This window comes from Flavobacterium sp. LC2016-23, from assembly GCF_009674775.1.
GTDB lineage: Bacteria > Bacteroidota > Bacteroidia > Flavobacteriales > Flavobacteriaceae > Flavobacterium.
Genome location: NZ_WKKE01000004.1, coordinates 41,104 through 58,489 on the forward strand (window position 1 = coordinate 41,104; position 17,386 = coordinate 58,489).

The 17,386-nt window shown below is 40.8% G+C and carries 6 protein-coding genes; all 6 read right to left on the bottom strand.

All coding sequences use genetic code 11. From position 1 onward, the window contains the following. Positions 1-10: 10 nt before the first annotated feature. Entirely contained in the window at positions 11-2,881 is a 2,871-nt protein-coding gene (locus tag GJU43_RS04370) for an RICIN domain-containing protein (protein WP_229654999.1), read from the bottom strand. A 201-nt stretch (positions 2,882-3,082) separates the two neighbouring features. After that, positions 3,083-4,951: a carbohydrate-binding protein gene (locus GJU43_RS04375; protein WP_229655000.1), complete on the bottom strand. Its 1,869-nt coding sequence runs from the start codon at positions 4,949-4,951 to the stop codon at positions 3,083-3,085. 6 nt (positions 4,952-4,957) lie between these two features. Continuing rightward, positions 4,958-6,595, bottom strand: coding sequence for a glycosyl hydrolase family 18 protein (locus tag GJU43_RS04380; protein WP_154339606.1), 1,638 nt, complete (start codon positions 6,593-6,595; stop codon positions 4,958-4,960). A gap of 191 nt (positions 6,596-6,786) precedes the next feature. Further along, positions 6,787-9,450 carry a beta-1,3-glucanase family protein gene (locus tag GJU43_RS04385; RefSeq protein WP_154339607.1) on the bottom strand — a complete coding sequence of 888 codons (2,664 nt, stop codon included), beginning with the start codon at positions 9,448-9,450 and terminating at the stop codon, positions 6,787-6,789. 336 nt (positions 9,451-9,786) lie between these two features. Further along, positions 9,787-13,683 (bottom strand): family 16 glycosylhydrolase, encoded by a 3,897-nt coding sequence (locus tag GJU43_RS04390; RefSeq protein WP_229655001.1) that lies wholly within the window; start codon positions 13,681-13,683, stop codon positions 9,787-9,789. A 290-nt stretch (positions 13,684-13,973) separates the two neighbouring features. Continuing rightward, positions 13,974-16,883, bottom strand: a complete 2,910-nt coding sequence (locus tag GJU43_RS04395) for a triple tyrosine motif-containing protein (protein WP_154339609.1) — start codon at positions 16,881-16,883, stop codon at positions 13,974-13,976. Positions 16,884-17,386: the final 503 nt, after the last annotated feature.

The following is a 17,386-nucleotide window of genomic DNA, read 5'->3' on the forward strand; positions in this document are numbered from 1 at the left end:
CTGGAAAAAATTATTTCTTTATAAAACGTTTCACCGTCTTTTTTCCGTTCTGATCCAGAACAATCAGATAAATTCCGGTTTTTAAATGGGAAACATTCAGACTGTTATCACTGCCTTTTTGTACATTCACCAGACTTCCCGTCTGGGAATCGACAACACTAATAGTTCCTCCCGTTACAGCTGTTGTAAAATACAATACATCTGTCGTTGGATTTGGATATACATTCAGGGCAACTGTTTCCGGTTCTTCCGCCACAATTGCTGATGAAGCCGGAGCTCCCGCACCCACTTTTGTAATTCGGATCCAGTTGATGTTCATGCCCGTATTCTGAATGTAAATCCCAAAACTATACGTTCCTGCATTTACATTTACCGTTTGTGTTACGGTTTGCCAGTTTTGCCAGCCTCCGGTATTGGGTACATCTACATTGCCTAATACAATTGTTCCGCCATTCAGGTCAGAGGATAATTTACCTCCTGTTACCCCGCTGGCAACTCTGTATTCTATTAAATAAGACCCTGTAGTTGGGAAGTTGATGTTGTTGTAGGCAATCCAGTCGCCAGTTTCAGTATAACCCACATTAGAACCTCCTCCGGTATCTGTAGTCGCTTCGACCTGAATGCCGTTCATCGCCGAATAATCCTCGGCCTGAATCAACGTTGACGTTTGTGCTGTTGTCGTTGCAATCAGTTTCCATTGGCCGCAGGTCTGGTTGTTGTCATCCCATTGCTGTACATTGGCACCATTGGCGGTACTTGCATTGGTAACCTCCACAATTTTTCCGCTGTGACGGGCCACAATTTTATAAAATCCATCACCGGTAGCAACCAATATAAATTGTTGATTTGTCGTTCCGTTATACGGATACTGCTCTACATTGGCACCATTGTCTTTATTGAAATTATTGACATCCAACGACTGACCACTGTGATTGGCAATAATTTTATACAATCCGTCACCGAGGTGCGTAAACGTAAACTTCTGATTGTTTCCGGTATTGGCAGTTCCCTGCGCTACATTAGCTCCATTCGATAAACTGGCACCCCAGACATCCATATTTAAACTACTGTTTCTGTTTTGCAAAAAGAAGGTCTGGTTGCCTAAAGAAGTTGTTCCGTTGGCCAGAATTCGAATCGAAGTCACTTTATCATTCCAGGTTGTATTCAGACAGGAATTATCGGAATTGATTACGGTTGAAGCTCCTGTGAAATTATCGTCCTGATACAAAATAGCCTGAAATCCCTGTGTAATTCTTAGCGAAGAAATATCATCATTCAAAACGCCCAAAGAATTCAGACGCGCCATATTGTAATCGCCAATGGTTAATCCGCCTGAAAATCCGGTATAATTACAATCTTTATACACCGTAATCACATCTGTTGAAGAAGCGATAGTTCCTCCCGGAGGAATCGTACCGGTAATCGAATAACTACCAATAGAACCATAAGCCGAATACCCGCCATACCCTGCATTTCCTGCTCCGCTGCCATCAACACCAATAAAGTATTTACCGGCCGGGAGGTTTACATTCATAGATGCATTCAAAGCAAAAGGATCGGAATTCCAATAGGTTCCCATCTCGGCTCCGGCTGCATTGTAAAGTCGGATCAAAAGATGCAGGTTTCCGTCTCTTCCGACTGTATTGGCATTAATGGAAACATTTCCGCCGCCGGTTGTAAACGTAAAAAAGTCATAATCGGCTTCACTGGAAATTATTCCGTTTTTTTGGTTAATGGCACCGCTTCCGTTATAATCTAAATTTGCCGCAGACCCCGTAGTATTTCCGTAATCATCACCGCGGTATCCTACACCAAACTTGGCACTTGCGATAGTGGCCACATCATCCTGAGTATTATTGGCATAATTGTATTCTCCTTTGCTCCATTGTACGACAGGTCTGTAATACCCTGCGCCCATAATCGGTGCCCATGAAGTTCCGTCGATTCCAAGGAAATAGCCTTCTGACGGATTGGTACGTCCGTCATGACCCAGATCGAAAGTATGGCCTACTTCATGCGCTGAGGCATCTCCACCCGATTTACCCGAGGTAATAAATACCCAGCAAGGTACATCATTGTCCCAGTTAAAGGAACCAATATAAGCAACGCCTCCCGCCCCCGGGGCTGCAGTATTGGTTGGAGTTACCACCACGCGCATTCTTCTGTTTCTTGGGTAAGAATTAAAAACCGCCTCGCTTGTGGTTACATTGACGCTGAAGGGTCTGTAATCTTCTGAAACAACTTCCCAATGTTGCTGTACATCTGCATCGCTCATTCCAGATGGTGCTGCATTGATAGCGTTTCCGTTATTCCAAAGGTTTCCGGCCGGCATATTATAACCGTCAAAATCTAACATTACACAGCCTGCCGCACCCGGTAAACTTTGCAAATTCAGCAAGGCCGGTGCAATTGCGGCAGCCGCTGTTTTACTTGTTTTTTTATTGGTATTCTCAGGAACATTTCTGTAGTCGATACAAATCAGTTTGTTAATGTCCACTTTTTCGACATACGCATTTCCCTGAGCATCCGAATAGTATTTATAGGCTTCTTTGGACTTTTTGAAAATGATATGTCCTTCCAGTGATTTGTCCATCACCTTCAGGTAAAAAGAGGATTCAGCTACATTTTTGATTTCTCCAATCAAAAACTCACTTGACGATTTTGACTCTTTGAAATTGATTTTTCCACTGAAGCTTTTGGAATTGGAAACCTGAAGTAAAACTGTTTTTTCGGTACTTTTTGAAGCAGCGGAATTTACCAGTTCTTTTTTTAAATTGTTCATAAAGGTTTTACTCGAACCTAAAGAGGTCTGCGCCATGGCAAAAGTGCTAAATGCCATAAACACGAGAAAACTTAACTGAAATCTGTACTTGTTTTTCATATATAATTTGGGGTTAAATGGGTTGCAATACTATTTGCTAAAAATGTTTTAACCGCAAGGCACGCTAAGTTTTTTTATCTATGCAATATGTTAAGAAACGGAAGGTTCGCAAAGCGGTATGTGTCAATAATACAATACTTAGCGAACATTGCGTTAAACCTTTGCGAACCTTGCGGTTAAAATCCTTTGCGGTTAAAAAACTTATTTTTTAATAAAACGTCTCACCGTTTTGACTCCGTCTTTTTCTACTAAAATCAGATAGATTCCGCTTTTTAAACGTGACACATCAATGCTGTTTCCATGGCCTTTTTGTGATACTACCGTAGCACCATCCTGAGAATTGATAATACTCAGGTTTGCTTCGGAAACATCAGTAGTAAAGAAAAGTTCGTTATCGGTCGGACCTGGATAAACGGTCAGGCTTTCGATCTTATCCTTTGAAGCTGATTTTGCTGCTAAAGTTGATGTCGCCTTAGTGATTCTGATCCAGTTGATATTCACACCCGTGTTCTGAATATAAATTCCGAAATTGTATGTTCCGGCATTTACATTTACGGTCTGACTTACCGTTTGCCAGTTTTGCCATCCTCCTGTATTGGGAATATTTACAGCACCAAGCTGAATCGTTCCTGCACTTAAATCAGAAGAAATGACTGCTCCGCTGACACCACTAGCCACTCTGTACTCGATCAAATAAGAACCCGATGCTGGAAAATTAATGTTGCTGTAAGACATCCAGTCGCCTGTATCGGCATACCCTACGTTTAAGCCTCCGCCAGTATCTGTGGTAGCTTCCGTTTGAATTCCGCTCATGCTGGTATAACTCTCCCCTTCAATCAATACCGAAGACGAATTTGTTACCGCCCTCACTCGTACAGAAGTAGCAACATCATTAAAACTATTTGCGACCAAACACGTATTATCTGAAGTAATTGCAGCAGAAGAACCAGAAAAATTATCATTGGCATAAAGCACTACTTCATAACCATTTTGCACCTTAAGCGAAGAAATATCATTATCTGAAATTCCTTTGGCCTGAAGGTTCGCTAAAGTATAGTTGCCAGCTGGTAAACTCACCGCATATCCGCCATAATTACAATCTTTATACACCGTTGCAACACCGGTTTGCGGAGTGTCATAAAATGTTTGTCCGGCAAGATTTCTTCTTTTCAATCCTTGTGCTTTATAAGTGGCTACCAACGTATTAACCTGGGTCAGATCTAATGCTGTATTCTTGTAATACAAAACCCAATCGGTCATGAAAGTATTCTCTCTGTTACCAGTACCGGTTCCTAATACATTATTCCAGATCCAATTGGCGAATGCCACCTGCATGGTACTTCTGGGATAAACCGGGAGACCTGCCTGCGTTTCATTATCTGTAACAGAATGAGTGGCAATAAGCGTGTTATCCATATAATACCTGATATTCACACCATCTGTGTAGGTAGCAATAAAAGTATGCCAGCCGGCTAAGGACTTTTGCTGGGTAGAATAAGTTTTCCAGGGCTTCCACGGATTTGCAATATATTTGTGATAGGAAGTCGTATAGCCCACTCTGTTGTCCGGAGAAACTCCCCATTTATCAGCAGCCATATACTCTATGATGTCCATTTCACTATATTTTGAACCATCCTGCGCAAGACTTGAACTTACAATGGTAAAAAAGGTCTGTATATTGGCATCTTTAGTTGCAAATGATTCATCTGATAAATAGACTCTTGACGCATAAGTTCCTTCAAAATATTCATAGGAGCTTTCTATTCGCGAATGTGTTACCGCTTTTGACTGACCATTAACCGTTGTTTTCAATGTCATCAGCTTATTAGCGGAATCATTCGGGTCTGTAATAAAAGCTACATTATTCCTGCTGTATGCTGCTCCTTCCGGTGGCCCACTCACTCCATTGATAATTTGCCATTTGTTAAATGATGCCAATTGCGGGTCAGTATTGCCTGAATAATTAAAATCATCAAACATGATCACCTGAGCATGACCGCTTAAACCAACAAAAATAAAGGCCAGTAAGAGTAGCTTTGAATGAATTAAAACTTTTATATTTTTCTTCATTTTACCTTATTTCTTAATAAAACGTCTTACGGTTTTGATTCCGTCTTTTTCTACTAAGATCAGATAGACTCCGCTTTTTAAACCGGTAACGTCAACACTGTTGTTATTTGCTTTTTGATTTGAAACTGTAGCACCTCCCTGAGAATCTATAATACTAACGTTGGCTCCGGAAACTTCTGTACTGAAGAAAAGCGTTTCTGCCGTTGGATTCGGATATACATTAAGCCCGGCAATGTCGGTTGATTTTGCATTTTCCGGCGAAACTGTTTTTGCTGTTAAAGATGCGCCTGATTTAGTGATTCGGAACCAGTTCAGATTTACACCGGAACTCTGAATGTATATTCCGAAATTATAGGTTCCGGCATTTACATTAACCGTTTGGGTGATGGTCTGCCAGTTTTGCCAGCCTCCTGTATTCGGTACATTCACAGCACCCAGCTGAATGGTTCCTGCACTTAAATCAGAAGAAATTCTCGCTCCCGAAACGGCACTTGCTACTCGATATTCAATTACATAAGAACCTGATGTAGGAAAATTAACACTGTAATACGCCATCCAGTCGCCTGTATCTGCGTAACCTACATTTAAGCCTCCGCCGGTATCTGTTGTCGCTTCCGTCTGAACACCACTCATACTTGAATAATTTTCTGCCTGAATCAAAGTTCCTGTTGCAGGCGGCTGACTTCCGGTAATGACCTGATTTACGGCTGTTAATAATGATTTTGAACCCACAGCATCCTGTGACAATTCCCAAATCATAACACCGCCGGCATTCTGAATCGCGAATGTTGTTTTGGCTTTGATGGTTGGAATTCCGTTGTAATAAATTGTATTTCCTACCTGATCCTGATTCTCTGAACCGGGATATTGGGCTATAATATTCGCATAAGAAATTCCCTGATTGGCGGAAGCTCCAAAACCGTATCCGTAAAAAGGAAGTCCGATGATGGCTTTGCTTGCCGGTAATCCTCTGCCTGTCCAGTAATTAAACTGGTTCACCGCCATACTATACGGAGAATGCTGTCCCGGATTATTGGGTGCCCATGGACCTGTTGCATCGTATGCCATGATATTGATCCAGTCGTAAGCGGCAAAAGTAGATGCAGGTACATTGGCACCACCATATCCTTCTGAAAGCGCGGCTGAGATCAGTTTACCATTCGCGTGTAATTTGGCTGCCAGAGCGATTACGAAACCTCCGTAATCCCCATTGATCGCCGGACCTTCCAAATCCACATCGACACCATCAAAATTGTGGGCGACCACGTAATCGTAGATTTTCTGAATGAATGCTGTCCTGTTTCCGGGTGTAATCAGATTGAAGTAGTTGTCACGAATGGCACCCCCTTCAGAAACTGAACCTCCTCCCAGAGAAACAAAAACTTTTACGTTTTGCGCATGTGCTGCATTAATGATTGTGTTGCTTCCGGAATTGAAAGTCAGATAACCGTTGGCATCGGGATTTTCGAACGCAATATTGATGTGCGTTAATTTACTGTACTGTACACTGCCTGAAAAGGAATTCAGGTCAATCCAGTTTGGAATGTAAGCAATAACTTTTTTTTGGGCCATTGATACGTTAAAAACACCCAGAACGAAAATCAGGATCCATTTCAGCTGGATCGCTTTGTAATTGTTTTTCATGGTAACATTTTTTAATAGATTAATTGATATATAAATTTTGGGGGAGAATTTAAAAAGCCTCAAAGGATCGATTTTAGATTTTAGATTTCAGATTTTAGATTGATTCCTGTGAAATCATTCGTGAAGTCACAGATTGGAATTTGAAATTTTTAAATTTTAAATTTACCCTTCGAGGCTTTATCATTTTAAAACTATTTTTTTATAAAACGTTTCACCGTTTTCTGTCCGTCTTTTTCTAATACAATCAGATAAACTCCGGCTCTTAAATGTGAAACATCTACACTGTTATTGGTTACTTTTTGTCCTGAAACCACTGCTCCGGTCTGAGAATCTACGATACTTACATTTCCTGAAACTTCTGCAGTAAAGAAAAGTGTCGTATCTGCCGGACTCGGGTAAACATTTAAGGCAACAGGAGCTGCTTTTTCTTCCACTGTTTTTACCTCAGCTATTTTAGCTGTGGCACCTACTTTTGTGATTTTAATCCAGTTGATGTTCATTCCTGTATTTTGGATGTAGATACCAAAATTGTACGTTCCCGCATTTACGTTTACCGTTTGCGAAACCGTCTGCCAGTTTTGCCATCCTCCGGTATTCGGAATATCAACATTACCCAATACAATAGTTCCGCCATTAAGGTCAGAAGATAATTTACCTCCCGTAACAGCACTTGCTACTCTGTATTCGATCAGGTAAGAACCTGTTGTTGGAAAATTAATACTGTTATACGCTAACCAGTCTCCTGTTTCGGTATATCCAACATTCGAACCTCCTCCTGTATCTGTTGTTGCTTCAACCTGAATGCCGCTCATGGCCGAATAATCTTCTGCCTGAATTAAAACGGAAGTTTGGGAAGTGGTGGCCGGAACCAGTTTCCATTGTCCACAAGTCTGGTTATTATTGTCCCATTGCTGCACGTTGGCACCATTTGCCGTGCTTGCTCCTGCAACCTCAACTATTCTTCCGCTATGGCGTGCTACAATTTTATAGAATCCGTCACCTGTAGAAACCAATATAAATTGTTGGTTGGTAGTCGCATTGTATGGATATTGCTCTACATTGGCACCATTCGCTTTATTAAAATTGTTCACATCCAAGGACTGTCCGCTGTGATTGGCAATAATTTTATACAAACCATCTCCCAAATGCGTAAACGTAAATTTTTGGTTGTTTGCTGAATTTGGAGTTCCCTGTGCAACATTGGCTCCGTTTGCTAAACTGGCAGTCCAGACATCCATGTTAAGGCCGCTGTTTCTGTTTTGCAGAAAGTAGGTTTGGTTTCCTAAGGTTGTTGTTCCGTTTGCAAGAATTCGAATCGAAGTCACTTTATCATTCCAGGTTGTATTCAGACATGAATTATCGGAATTGATTACGGTTGAAGCTCCGGTAAAATTATCATCCTGATACAAAATCGCCTGAAATCCGGGAGTGATTTTAAGTGACGAAATATCATCGTTTAAAACCCCTAACGTATTCAAACGCGCCAGGTTATAATCTCCAATGGTCAGTCCGCCTGAAAATCCCGTATAGTTACAATCTTTATAAACCGTAATCACATCCGTAGTGGCTGGTACCGTTGGAACCGTTCCGGCATACCCTCCAAAAGTGGCAATTACTTTGGTAGGTTGTGGCGAATGAAGTGATGGCGACTGATCGGCCACATCATCATACGCAAAACCGTACGCCAGATTGTCTACGCTAATGCCCGGCAAATGCCAGAATTTAGAATAATGATTGGTTGGATTCACCTGATAAAATTTGGAGGCATCGTACCAGTTTTGCTGTCCCGGGTTTGGAGTTGTCGTATTGACAACATGTCTGTTAATCGCAGCCGTTAATTGCGCCTGAATCACAAGATCCAGATCTCCGTCGACTAATCTTCTGTCCAGAACTCCTTTACCTTCCAGGGCTTCCTGTGTAGAAGGTCGGTTTTGTACACGACCTGTACGGCCTACAAATCCTCCTGACTGTCCCACCATTTCCAGTTGTTCACCGATCACTCTTCCTTTGAAAACTCCGGCATCTCCGGCATAAAATATTAAATCTTCATTTTTGTATTTGTTCCAGATGGCATCAATATAAGATTTCAGGTAATTCGCCTGAGGTCCCACTGAAGTTCCTCCTGTTCCGTCTGCAAAAGCAGGTGTTTTGGAAGGTGCGGTAATTTCTCCGGTGGCATCATTAACACACCCCTGAAACTCCGACGGTACATTGGCTTTGAAAGCCGCAACAATATCAGCATGTTTCTTTAGTTCCCCCACACGTTTCTGGTATCCGTTTGCACCGAATAATTCCAGTCCCATTGGATATTTATACGAATCCACTCTCGAAGGATTTCCAAAGAAACCATATTGGTTATTGGTCAATTCGATGATTTCATATAAAATTCCCTGGTTCGGATCTGTCGCATTTAACGGATTTGGTGAAGTATATCCTGAGGGAGCACCACTGGCACCAAAGAAATAAAAATACAACTGCTGTCCTTTTGCTATAAAAACCCTGCATCCTGCAATCTGCGGTAAAGTGAAAGTTTTATTTGGAATTTCACTCAGTTTGGTAAAGCAGTTGGCGTATTTTGAGTTTTGTCCAGGTCCCGTATTGCCGCCAATTGTTGGCCCGGTAACCGTATTGTAAGAAGGACTCATTGGTAAAACCTGACTTGTTTTGGCATTTACCCAAACGTGATTTCCGGTGGTATAATCAATACCAACGATGGCTACATATAGCTCGTTGTCATTAAACGTTGACGTATTACTGATGGTAAAGGGAATAGGGCCCTGACCCTGCATCAAATTTGAAAACACCAGAAACAGTGTTATCAGAAAAGAAATTCTTTTAAGTTTAATTATTCTCATATGTAAAAGTTTTATGGGGTTACTAAATAAAAATTTAAACGTGCAATCACTTTACTCAAAAAATGATTGTATTAACCCGCCAGGTGTGATTGTATGGTGCTATCCTTAAATTTAAACTCCGGTATATGGAAACCGGTATATTTACTTTTAATTCATCACACCCAACGGATTTTTAATAATTATTTTAGGACGGTCCGCGACTGTGCAAAGCAAAAAATTAGTCACTTCCTATAGCTATCCGTATAAAAGATTAGTACCGATTTTTTATAACTAACGCCGGCAAAATCTTTTAAATCCATGGCAAAAAAGGCATGCTGCACTTTACGGACTGTCCTGCTATTTTTTAATCAGTTTCTTGGTCCAGCTCTTTTCATCCGAACTAAAATTCAGGACATAGATTCCTTTTGGAAGTCGGCTGATATCAATAATGCTTTGATCTGTTGTAGTATCAATTTTACTTTTGACTACCAGATTACCGGCAAGATCATGAATCGTAACTTCTTTATTTTTCAAATTCCCCGATACCGAAAGCTGAATATAATCAGTTGCCGGATTTGGATAAATGGCTAAATCTGTTGTTACGGTTTCCGGAGCGATTTCTTTAGAAGCCGAAGCTTGTTTAGCTGCTGATGCCGTTCCGTACGCTTCGATCTCAAATAAAGAATATCCGTAAGGAGCAAGAGCTTTCGCAGTACATAAAATTCGAAGGTATCTTCCTGTACCGCTTACCACCAAATCATCTGTTCCTCCATCACTGGCGGTTTGTGTATTTACGGTTTCATTTTCGGTGAAAACAGTATCGGTTGAAAGCTGGACTTTGTATTGTGTTGCAAAAGCCGCTTCCCATTTCAAAACCACTCGGTTAAGGTTATAGTTGCTTTGCAAGTCCACATAAATCCATTCGCTGGCATTGGCAAAAGAACTGGCCCATCTTGAAACGGTACCGTCTCCATCTGTGGCTTTAGAAGCCGAAAGTGTGGCATTTTCTTCTGTAGAAGCTACAGCAGTTTTCGCTAAAGCTAAATTGACATTGTTCGTTGGAGGCGTGATGTTTCTTACGATCACATCGCTAAATACTCCCGTCGCCAATGTTCCGTTGGCATGAGAGGTAACGGCCAATCCCGCATAAATCGTACTTGCCATTGCAATAGTTCTTGGCGTACCAATCTGTGTCCATGTAGTTCCGTTATCTGAAGAATAAGACGTAAATACATTTCCGGATCGTACGATTCTAAGCCATTTTGGTGTAGTTCCTGCGGCTCCTTGTGCAATTGTTGGAACAGAAACGGCATCTCTTGATAAAAATTCTACTCCTGCCGTCGCCGTAATATTGCTCATGGCATGTTTAGACGTTGGCGTAAGCGTTTCACGGAACATGACTCCCGCTTTTGCATACGTATTGGTATTGGTTAGTGAATTTACTTTGGCTATAATTTCAGCATCACCCGTAATCGGCTGATTTACATATTGAAACTGGTCGCTTGATTCCCAAATATCAGCTCCTGCTCCTTTTACGGTAAACGTTCCGCCGGAATAAGTGGCTGAGCCGGCCGGAGTGACAGCACCTAAATCGGTACTCACCCATGGAGATGGCAAAGTGTTCGTCGGGTTCTCTGTAGAAACTAAATTCAGACTTCTAATATTATCAAAATAGTAAGTGTTCCCGGAGCTTGTTCCCGGTTCAAACAAGAACACAAAACGATTTACCTCGCTGTCTAATGTGGAAGCATCCGGTGAACTGGCGTAGGTAAAGGTTACGGTATGCCAGGTGTTGGTTTGTTTGACAACACCCTGATACACGCTGTGTCTTCCGACAGGAAAATTCGACGGAATCGAAGCGCTGCTTTCGGCCTGCCACGAGATTACAGAGCCAACCGGAGCTGAAGTATACACATCCATAGCGAATTTTTTGGTGCCGCTTTTGAAATCTGCCACATTGGTAATCGTGGAATTAAACGAGAAATTATCGTATAATTCGGTTGCTTTTCTAACGTATTTACCAACGTTTGAAGAGGTATTGATTCCGCTGGTACTTGGGTTTGCAGCATTTGCCGTATACGTTCCGATAGCATCCCTGAAAGTGATATTATGAATGGTCTGATAATCTTCATAGACTACTCCCGGTGTAAAAGTATCCGGTAATTTAGTCGCACCAATTCTGATGTTGTCGAAATAATACGTATCGCTCGTGTAAGAACCGGAATTAAATAACAATACCATCTGATTGACAGCTAAATTCGAAGTTCCTTCGTCAGGGCTTGAATTATAGTAGAAAGTCAGTGTTTCCCATTGGTTTTGTTTGGTGGTTATCGCCACATAATTACTGTTTCTTCCTGTTGGAAAATTTGCCGGAAGCGAAGTGGCACTGTTTTCTAAATTAAGACTCACCACCGTTCCAACAGGAGCCGAAGTATACACATCGATCATGATTTTGTTGGTCTGATTTTTCAATAAGCCGGCATCTTCAATGGAACTTTGCGTGTTGAAAAACAAGACGTCGTATTGTTCCGTTACGTTTCTTACGTATCTCGCCACATTCGCGGAAGCGTTCACTGAGTTCGAACCCGGATTGGCTACTACTGAATATGTTCCTGTAGTCGTGCCTTTTATAATTTTATTGATACCGTCATAATTCTGCAGGACATCTGTAGCAATAACCGGTTTTTCGGGAGCTGCTTTCGTTAGTAAATTATCAAAATAATACGTAGCACCGGAATTCGAGTTCGACTCAAAAAGAAACACAACGTTATTGATTGATAAGGCACTTGTATTCGGATCGATTACTTTTTCGAATTCAAATTCTATGGTTTCCCATTTGTTTTGTACAGTCGTAGTCGCTTTGTAACCGCTATGTCTTCCTGAAGGATAATTGATCGCTGTGGTTACCAGGCTATTTTCTAACTGCATGGATATTTTAGTCCCAACCGGAGCCGACGTATAAATGTCAAATGAAAGTTTTTTTCTTCCGTACACATAATCGTTCGCGTTTGAAATGGTTACGTTTTTAATGTTTAAAACATCGTATAATTCAGAGGCGTTACGAACATATCGCCCAACCAAAGCAGAGGTATTCACACCCGTAGCCGAAGGATTTGCCACAGCTTCTGTTAAAACACCTGTTTTTAGCGGATACAGCACATTCCTGTTGCTTTGAAAATCTTCATGGACTTTCTCTACCGGCAAGGGTACTTCTGTCGTTACGGCCAGTTTATACGTGGTGGCCGTACAGCCGGACACCGTGGCTACAGCCGAAACATCTCCTCCCGTAGTTCCCCAGTTAACGGTAATGCTATTGGTTCCCTGTCCTGAAGTAATGGTTGCTCCTGATGGAACGGTCCAATTGTAACTTGCTCCTGCGATTGCACCCAGCGTATAGGTTTTACCGGTTTCGTTTTGATATACTTTTGCATCCCCGATTACGCCATTTGCAAAACTTCCGTCGTACACACGTACATAATCCACTTGCAATTTCGCCGGAAAATCACCCGGAATGGGTTCCACTCCTGCTCCGTTTACACTGGTGTAAGGCGTTCCTAAACTCCCCACTGCCAGATTCAGAATGATGTAAAACTGCTGGTCGTTAAAAGGCCATCCGCCATTTACGGTCGTAGCCGGAGTTGCAGTATGAAATAAGTTTCCGTCAATAAACCATTTGATACTGTTGGGTCCCCATTCTACGGCATAAACGTGAAATTCTGTAGACAAATCGGTTGGAGAAGTATAACTTCTTCCGGTGTAATGGTACCCGCCTCCGTCGTAATGAATGGTTCCGTCTATGGACTTTGGATTTCTGTGTTTGGCTTCCATGATGTCAATTTCACCCGTAAACGGCCAATTCGACTGGCCTGCAGGCAGCATCCAGAATGCCGGCCAGGCACCCATTCCTGAAGATAACTTCATGCGGGCTTCTACCCTGCCGTATTTTAGCGCATACTTTCCTTGTGTCGTCAGTTTTGCTGAGGAATAAGGCTGTTGCGGGAAGGCTGCAGTCGGCTCGTACTTTGCCTGAATGTTCAGGTAACTGTTTGTCCCTTCTTTGACAATAGTTGCCTGATTCGGATCGTAACGCTGTGCTTCTCCGTTTCCGAAGCCGCAAAGTGAAGGACAGCCGTTTCCGGAAATACTCTGCCATTTCGTTGCATCAACTGTAGTACCGTTAAACTCGTCTGCCCAGACCAGTGTATTACATTGTGCCTGTAGTTTTAGAAAAGGGGACAATAGTACTATTGTCATAATAAAAAACCTTTTCAGATAATCGGAATTGTTTTTCGGTGGTCGGCCGAAAAAAGAGTCTTTTTGATTCATTTTTTTTGTTTTTTGTTAGTAAAGCGTATTACACCATCAAAAAGTCAATTTGTCAAAAACGGACTGTTATTTTTGGTAATAATGAACAATATTAACAAATAAACTACCTGTAAGGCCAATTTAGGGATACGGTTTGACTACGGTACAGGTAAAAAAAATGTAGTAAATAGCCGTCAAAGCGCGTAAATACACCTAGGATTATACTGAATAATAAAAAACTAAAAATTAAGAATAAACTCGGTAATATTCGCTTCGGAAGAAAGTTTTAATTTTTTACGAATGCGATATCGGGTATCTTCCACACCTCTCACGGAAATTCCTAAGAGCGGTGCAATTTCTTTTGTATTGAAATTCATTCGCAAATACGCACACAATCGCATGTCGCGCGGTGTTAATTCCGGAAAACTCGTTTTGAGGCGTTGCATGAAATTATCGTGAAGCTGATTGAAGATTTCTTCAAACTCATTCCAATGCTGATCTCCCTGTAGTTCATGATCGATAATCCGGTTTATTTTGGTCAGTATATTTAAATTGACTGCCGGATCTTTCTCTTTTTTGATCTCCGTAATAAGTTCTTTTATAGACAGCAGGATTTCATTTAAATGAATAAGATTGACGGTATTCGAAGCTACTTTGGCATTCTTAAGATTAATCGTTGCTTCGAGATTTTCCTTTTCCAGAAGTAATTTCTGTTCGTTAAATTCTGCCCGCGTAAACAATAGTTCTTTTTCCTGATTGATGATCAATTGAGAACGTTTGCGCTCTGCAACATTTTTTTGGTAGGTAATAATCGTATAAATCAAAACAGCAAAAAGTGTCAGGTACAAAATATAAGCCCAGCTTGTCCTGTACCAGGGCGGTGAAATTTCGAATCTGAAAACCGCTTCTTCACTCACCACATCGTAAATATTTTTGGCCCTTACGTGAAAAACATATTCGTTTTCGGGAAGATTGGTATATTCCTTTTCGGTCTGCAGGCTCCAATCGGACCATTTTGGTTCAAAACCTTCCAGCCAGTATTCGTATTTGGTGGCATCCGCCTCATCGTAACACAAGGCCGCAAATGAAAAGTGTAACGAGTTATTGGAATAGGACAAAACCGGAGAAAGGGTCTCATGGGGAGATTCCACATTGGTAGGAAGTACATCATAACGACTCGAAAACAAGAGACTATCTTTGGGGAAAATACATTTTACCTCCGAAATAATCGATTTGTATTTCGTTTGGTACGTCTTTCTTTTGGTGCTGTTGTAATGAATTAAACCATCCTGTGTTCCAAAAAACACATCACCGCCCGCTGTGGTCTGAATGTTTTCGAAACCAGGAATATATAAATACCTTAATTTTCTAAAAGGCAATTCTTCCAGGTGAAGATTTCCCTGCTTCTTCTGATTTATTTTTCCGGTATTTTCCCCCGAAACATACCAAATGTTATTTTGATGGTCTGCTTTAAGCAAACGAATATGATTTTCCATTCCGAGATATTTCCTGAAAACAGGATCCGGAACCATTTTATTTGAGGTTACATCTTGTTTGTAAACACCTTTTGTGGTTCCAAAAAGAATCTGATTATTGATTTTGAATGTATTTAAAAACAAACTCGACGGAAAACCATCTGCCTGATTATAGAATGTAAGGTTTGAAACGCTGTCGTAGGTTTCATTGAACTTTAGTTTATAGATTCCCTTATAACCGTGGGCAATCCAGATATTTCCTGCGGCATCCGTTACAATAATCCTGCTGCTTTCCTCAAATCCTTTTATCTTATGCTGATACACCCAGACATTATTTATTTTCTTCAACAGGTACAATCCGGTGTAACCGCCCACCAGCAATAAATCCGGGTGATTTGGAATAATCACGCCTTGCCAGGCCCCATCTATTTTGGCCAGTAATTTTGCGGAAGCGCCATTAATTTCGAAGATTCCGTTTTTTTCAAAAGCCAGCAGCGCATTTCCAAAAACACCGATATTCCATACATTTTCAGACATTCCTGAGATATGCTGAAAATGTGCGTTTTCTCTTTTACCGGTTTTATACGCCTGCCAGTCCAGCCAGAACAAACCGTTATCGGTTGCGATATACAATTTGTCCTGATAAATCTGACTGCAGTATATTTTAGTTTCAGAATTGGAAGTATCCAGTATTCTCGACAAAGGCGAAGAAATCTGAATTACGGATATCCCTTCTTTGAGTGTAACCCACAAATTGCCTTCCTTATCGGTTTTCAGATTCGTTACATATTCATTTTGCAAACCCATTTGTTTGTTAATATGCTGAATCAATTGTCCCTCACCATCCAGGACTACCAACCCCGTCTGACGTGTTCCGATACCGAAATAGCCGTCAGAAAGCAAAACTCCCGTAGTGATTTGATTTTGCTTTAATAAATAATCGGCTTCTGTTACAAAAGGTTTTAGGAGATTATCTTTATATGAGAAAAGTCCGTTCTTTTGGGTGAGCAGGAGCAAGCCATTTTTAGTTTCAAAGATTTTTCGAATCTTCATTCCGACAAACTGTTCACTATTCTGAATTGGAACTAAAACATCCTTTTCCAGTTTCTGTAAACCTTTTGTATTGTCAGAAACATAGATTTGCTGTCCGACTTCAAAAAACTCATCAAAATTAACTTGAGACTTTAGTACTTTGATTTTGTTATTCTTATAAATAAATATTCGTTCAATAGAGAAAAAAATTACTTCATCCTTACGAATAACAGTATGCAGCACATCCCCGAAATTTCGGGCCGAAGCCGGAAGTAAATTCACCAGCGAAGTATATTTATACTGTCCATTGCATAACTGTACCACATAGCCAAAATCACCCTGGGCCCCAACATAGATTTTATCTTTTTTATCGATAGCAAGCGAACGAACCATGCTTTTGTTGTCCGGCTGGGTTACAATGCTCCATCGTACGCCATCAAACTGCATAATTCCAAAATGGTTGGCAAAAAACATCATTCCTTTAGAATCCTGCAAAACATCCCAATTTTCAGACGCGGCCTTATAGGTTTTCGGATTGTAATTTGTGATGAAAGGAACCCCTATTTTTTTAATTTGGGCGGTACTGATATAGGGCAAAAAGAATATGGATAAAACTAAAAGTCTACGTATATTTTTCGTCATTTTTATTTTGGTGTGTAGGTTATTGGTATGGTTTAGAAAACCACAATCGTAAAAACAATCCTTTGGGAGAAGTCGCTTTTACGTAAAATAAATCGTTTGTTTATTAACACTAATATTGATAATATATTATTTTACGTCACAAAAAAAACGAATATCTAAATTCAAATATATAAAAATTTATTTTATTGTAACAAATTACATTCATATATCAATTGGATAATGAGAGAATTAGAAGAATTTGATAATTAGAGAATGTGATGATTAGATAATTTCTGGAATGTGGGTGTGAAATATTAGATTTGAAATGGGTCAAGGGGAACCAAACCTTGCTAAAGCCAAATTATTTTAGAGAAATTACGACGCTTTATGGTCAATTGTGTCATTTCGACCGAAGGAAGACCCGATCGATAGCGAACAGACGAAGTACATCGCATAAGAAATTCCGCAACGAATTTCGACAATATTTGCCGACCAACAAGTGTGATTTGTCCTTCGTCGAAATG

Coding starts and splice junctions, on each gene's coding strand:
- GJU43_RS04370 (WP_229654999.1), bottom strand. CDS start 2,881: ATGAAAAACAAGTACAGATTTCAGTTAAGTTTTCTCGTGTTTATGGCA.
- GJU43_RS04375 (WP_229655000.1), bottom strand. CDS start 4,951: ATGAAGAAAAATATAAAAGTTTTAATTCATTCAAAGCTACTCTTACTG.
- GJU43_RS04380 (WP_154339606.1), bottom strand. CDS start 6,595: ATGAAAAACAATTACAAAGCGATCCAGCTGAAATGGATCCTGATTTTC.
- GJU43_RS04385 (WP_154339607.1), bottom strand. CDS start 9,450: ATGAGAATAATTAAACTTAAAAGAATTTCTTTTCTGATAACACTGTTT.
- GJU43_RS04390 (WP_229655001.1), bottom strand. CDS start 13,683: ATGACAATAGTACTATTGTCCCCTTTTCTAAAACTACAGGCACAATGT.
- GJU43_RS04395 (WP_154339609.1), bottom strand. CDS start 16,883: ATGACGAAAAATATACGTAGACTTTTAGTTTTATCCATATTCTTTTTG.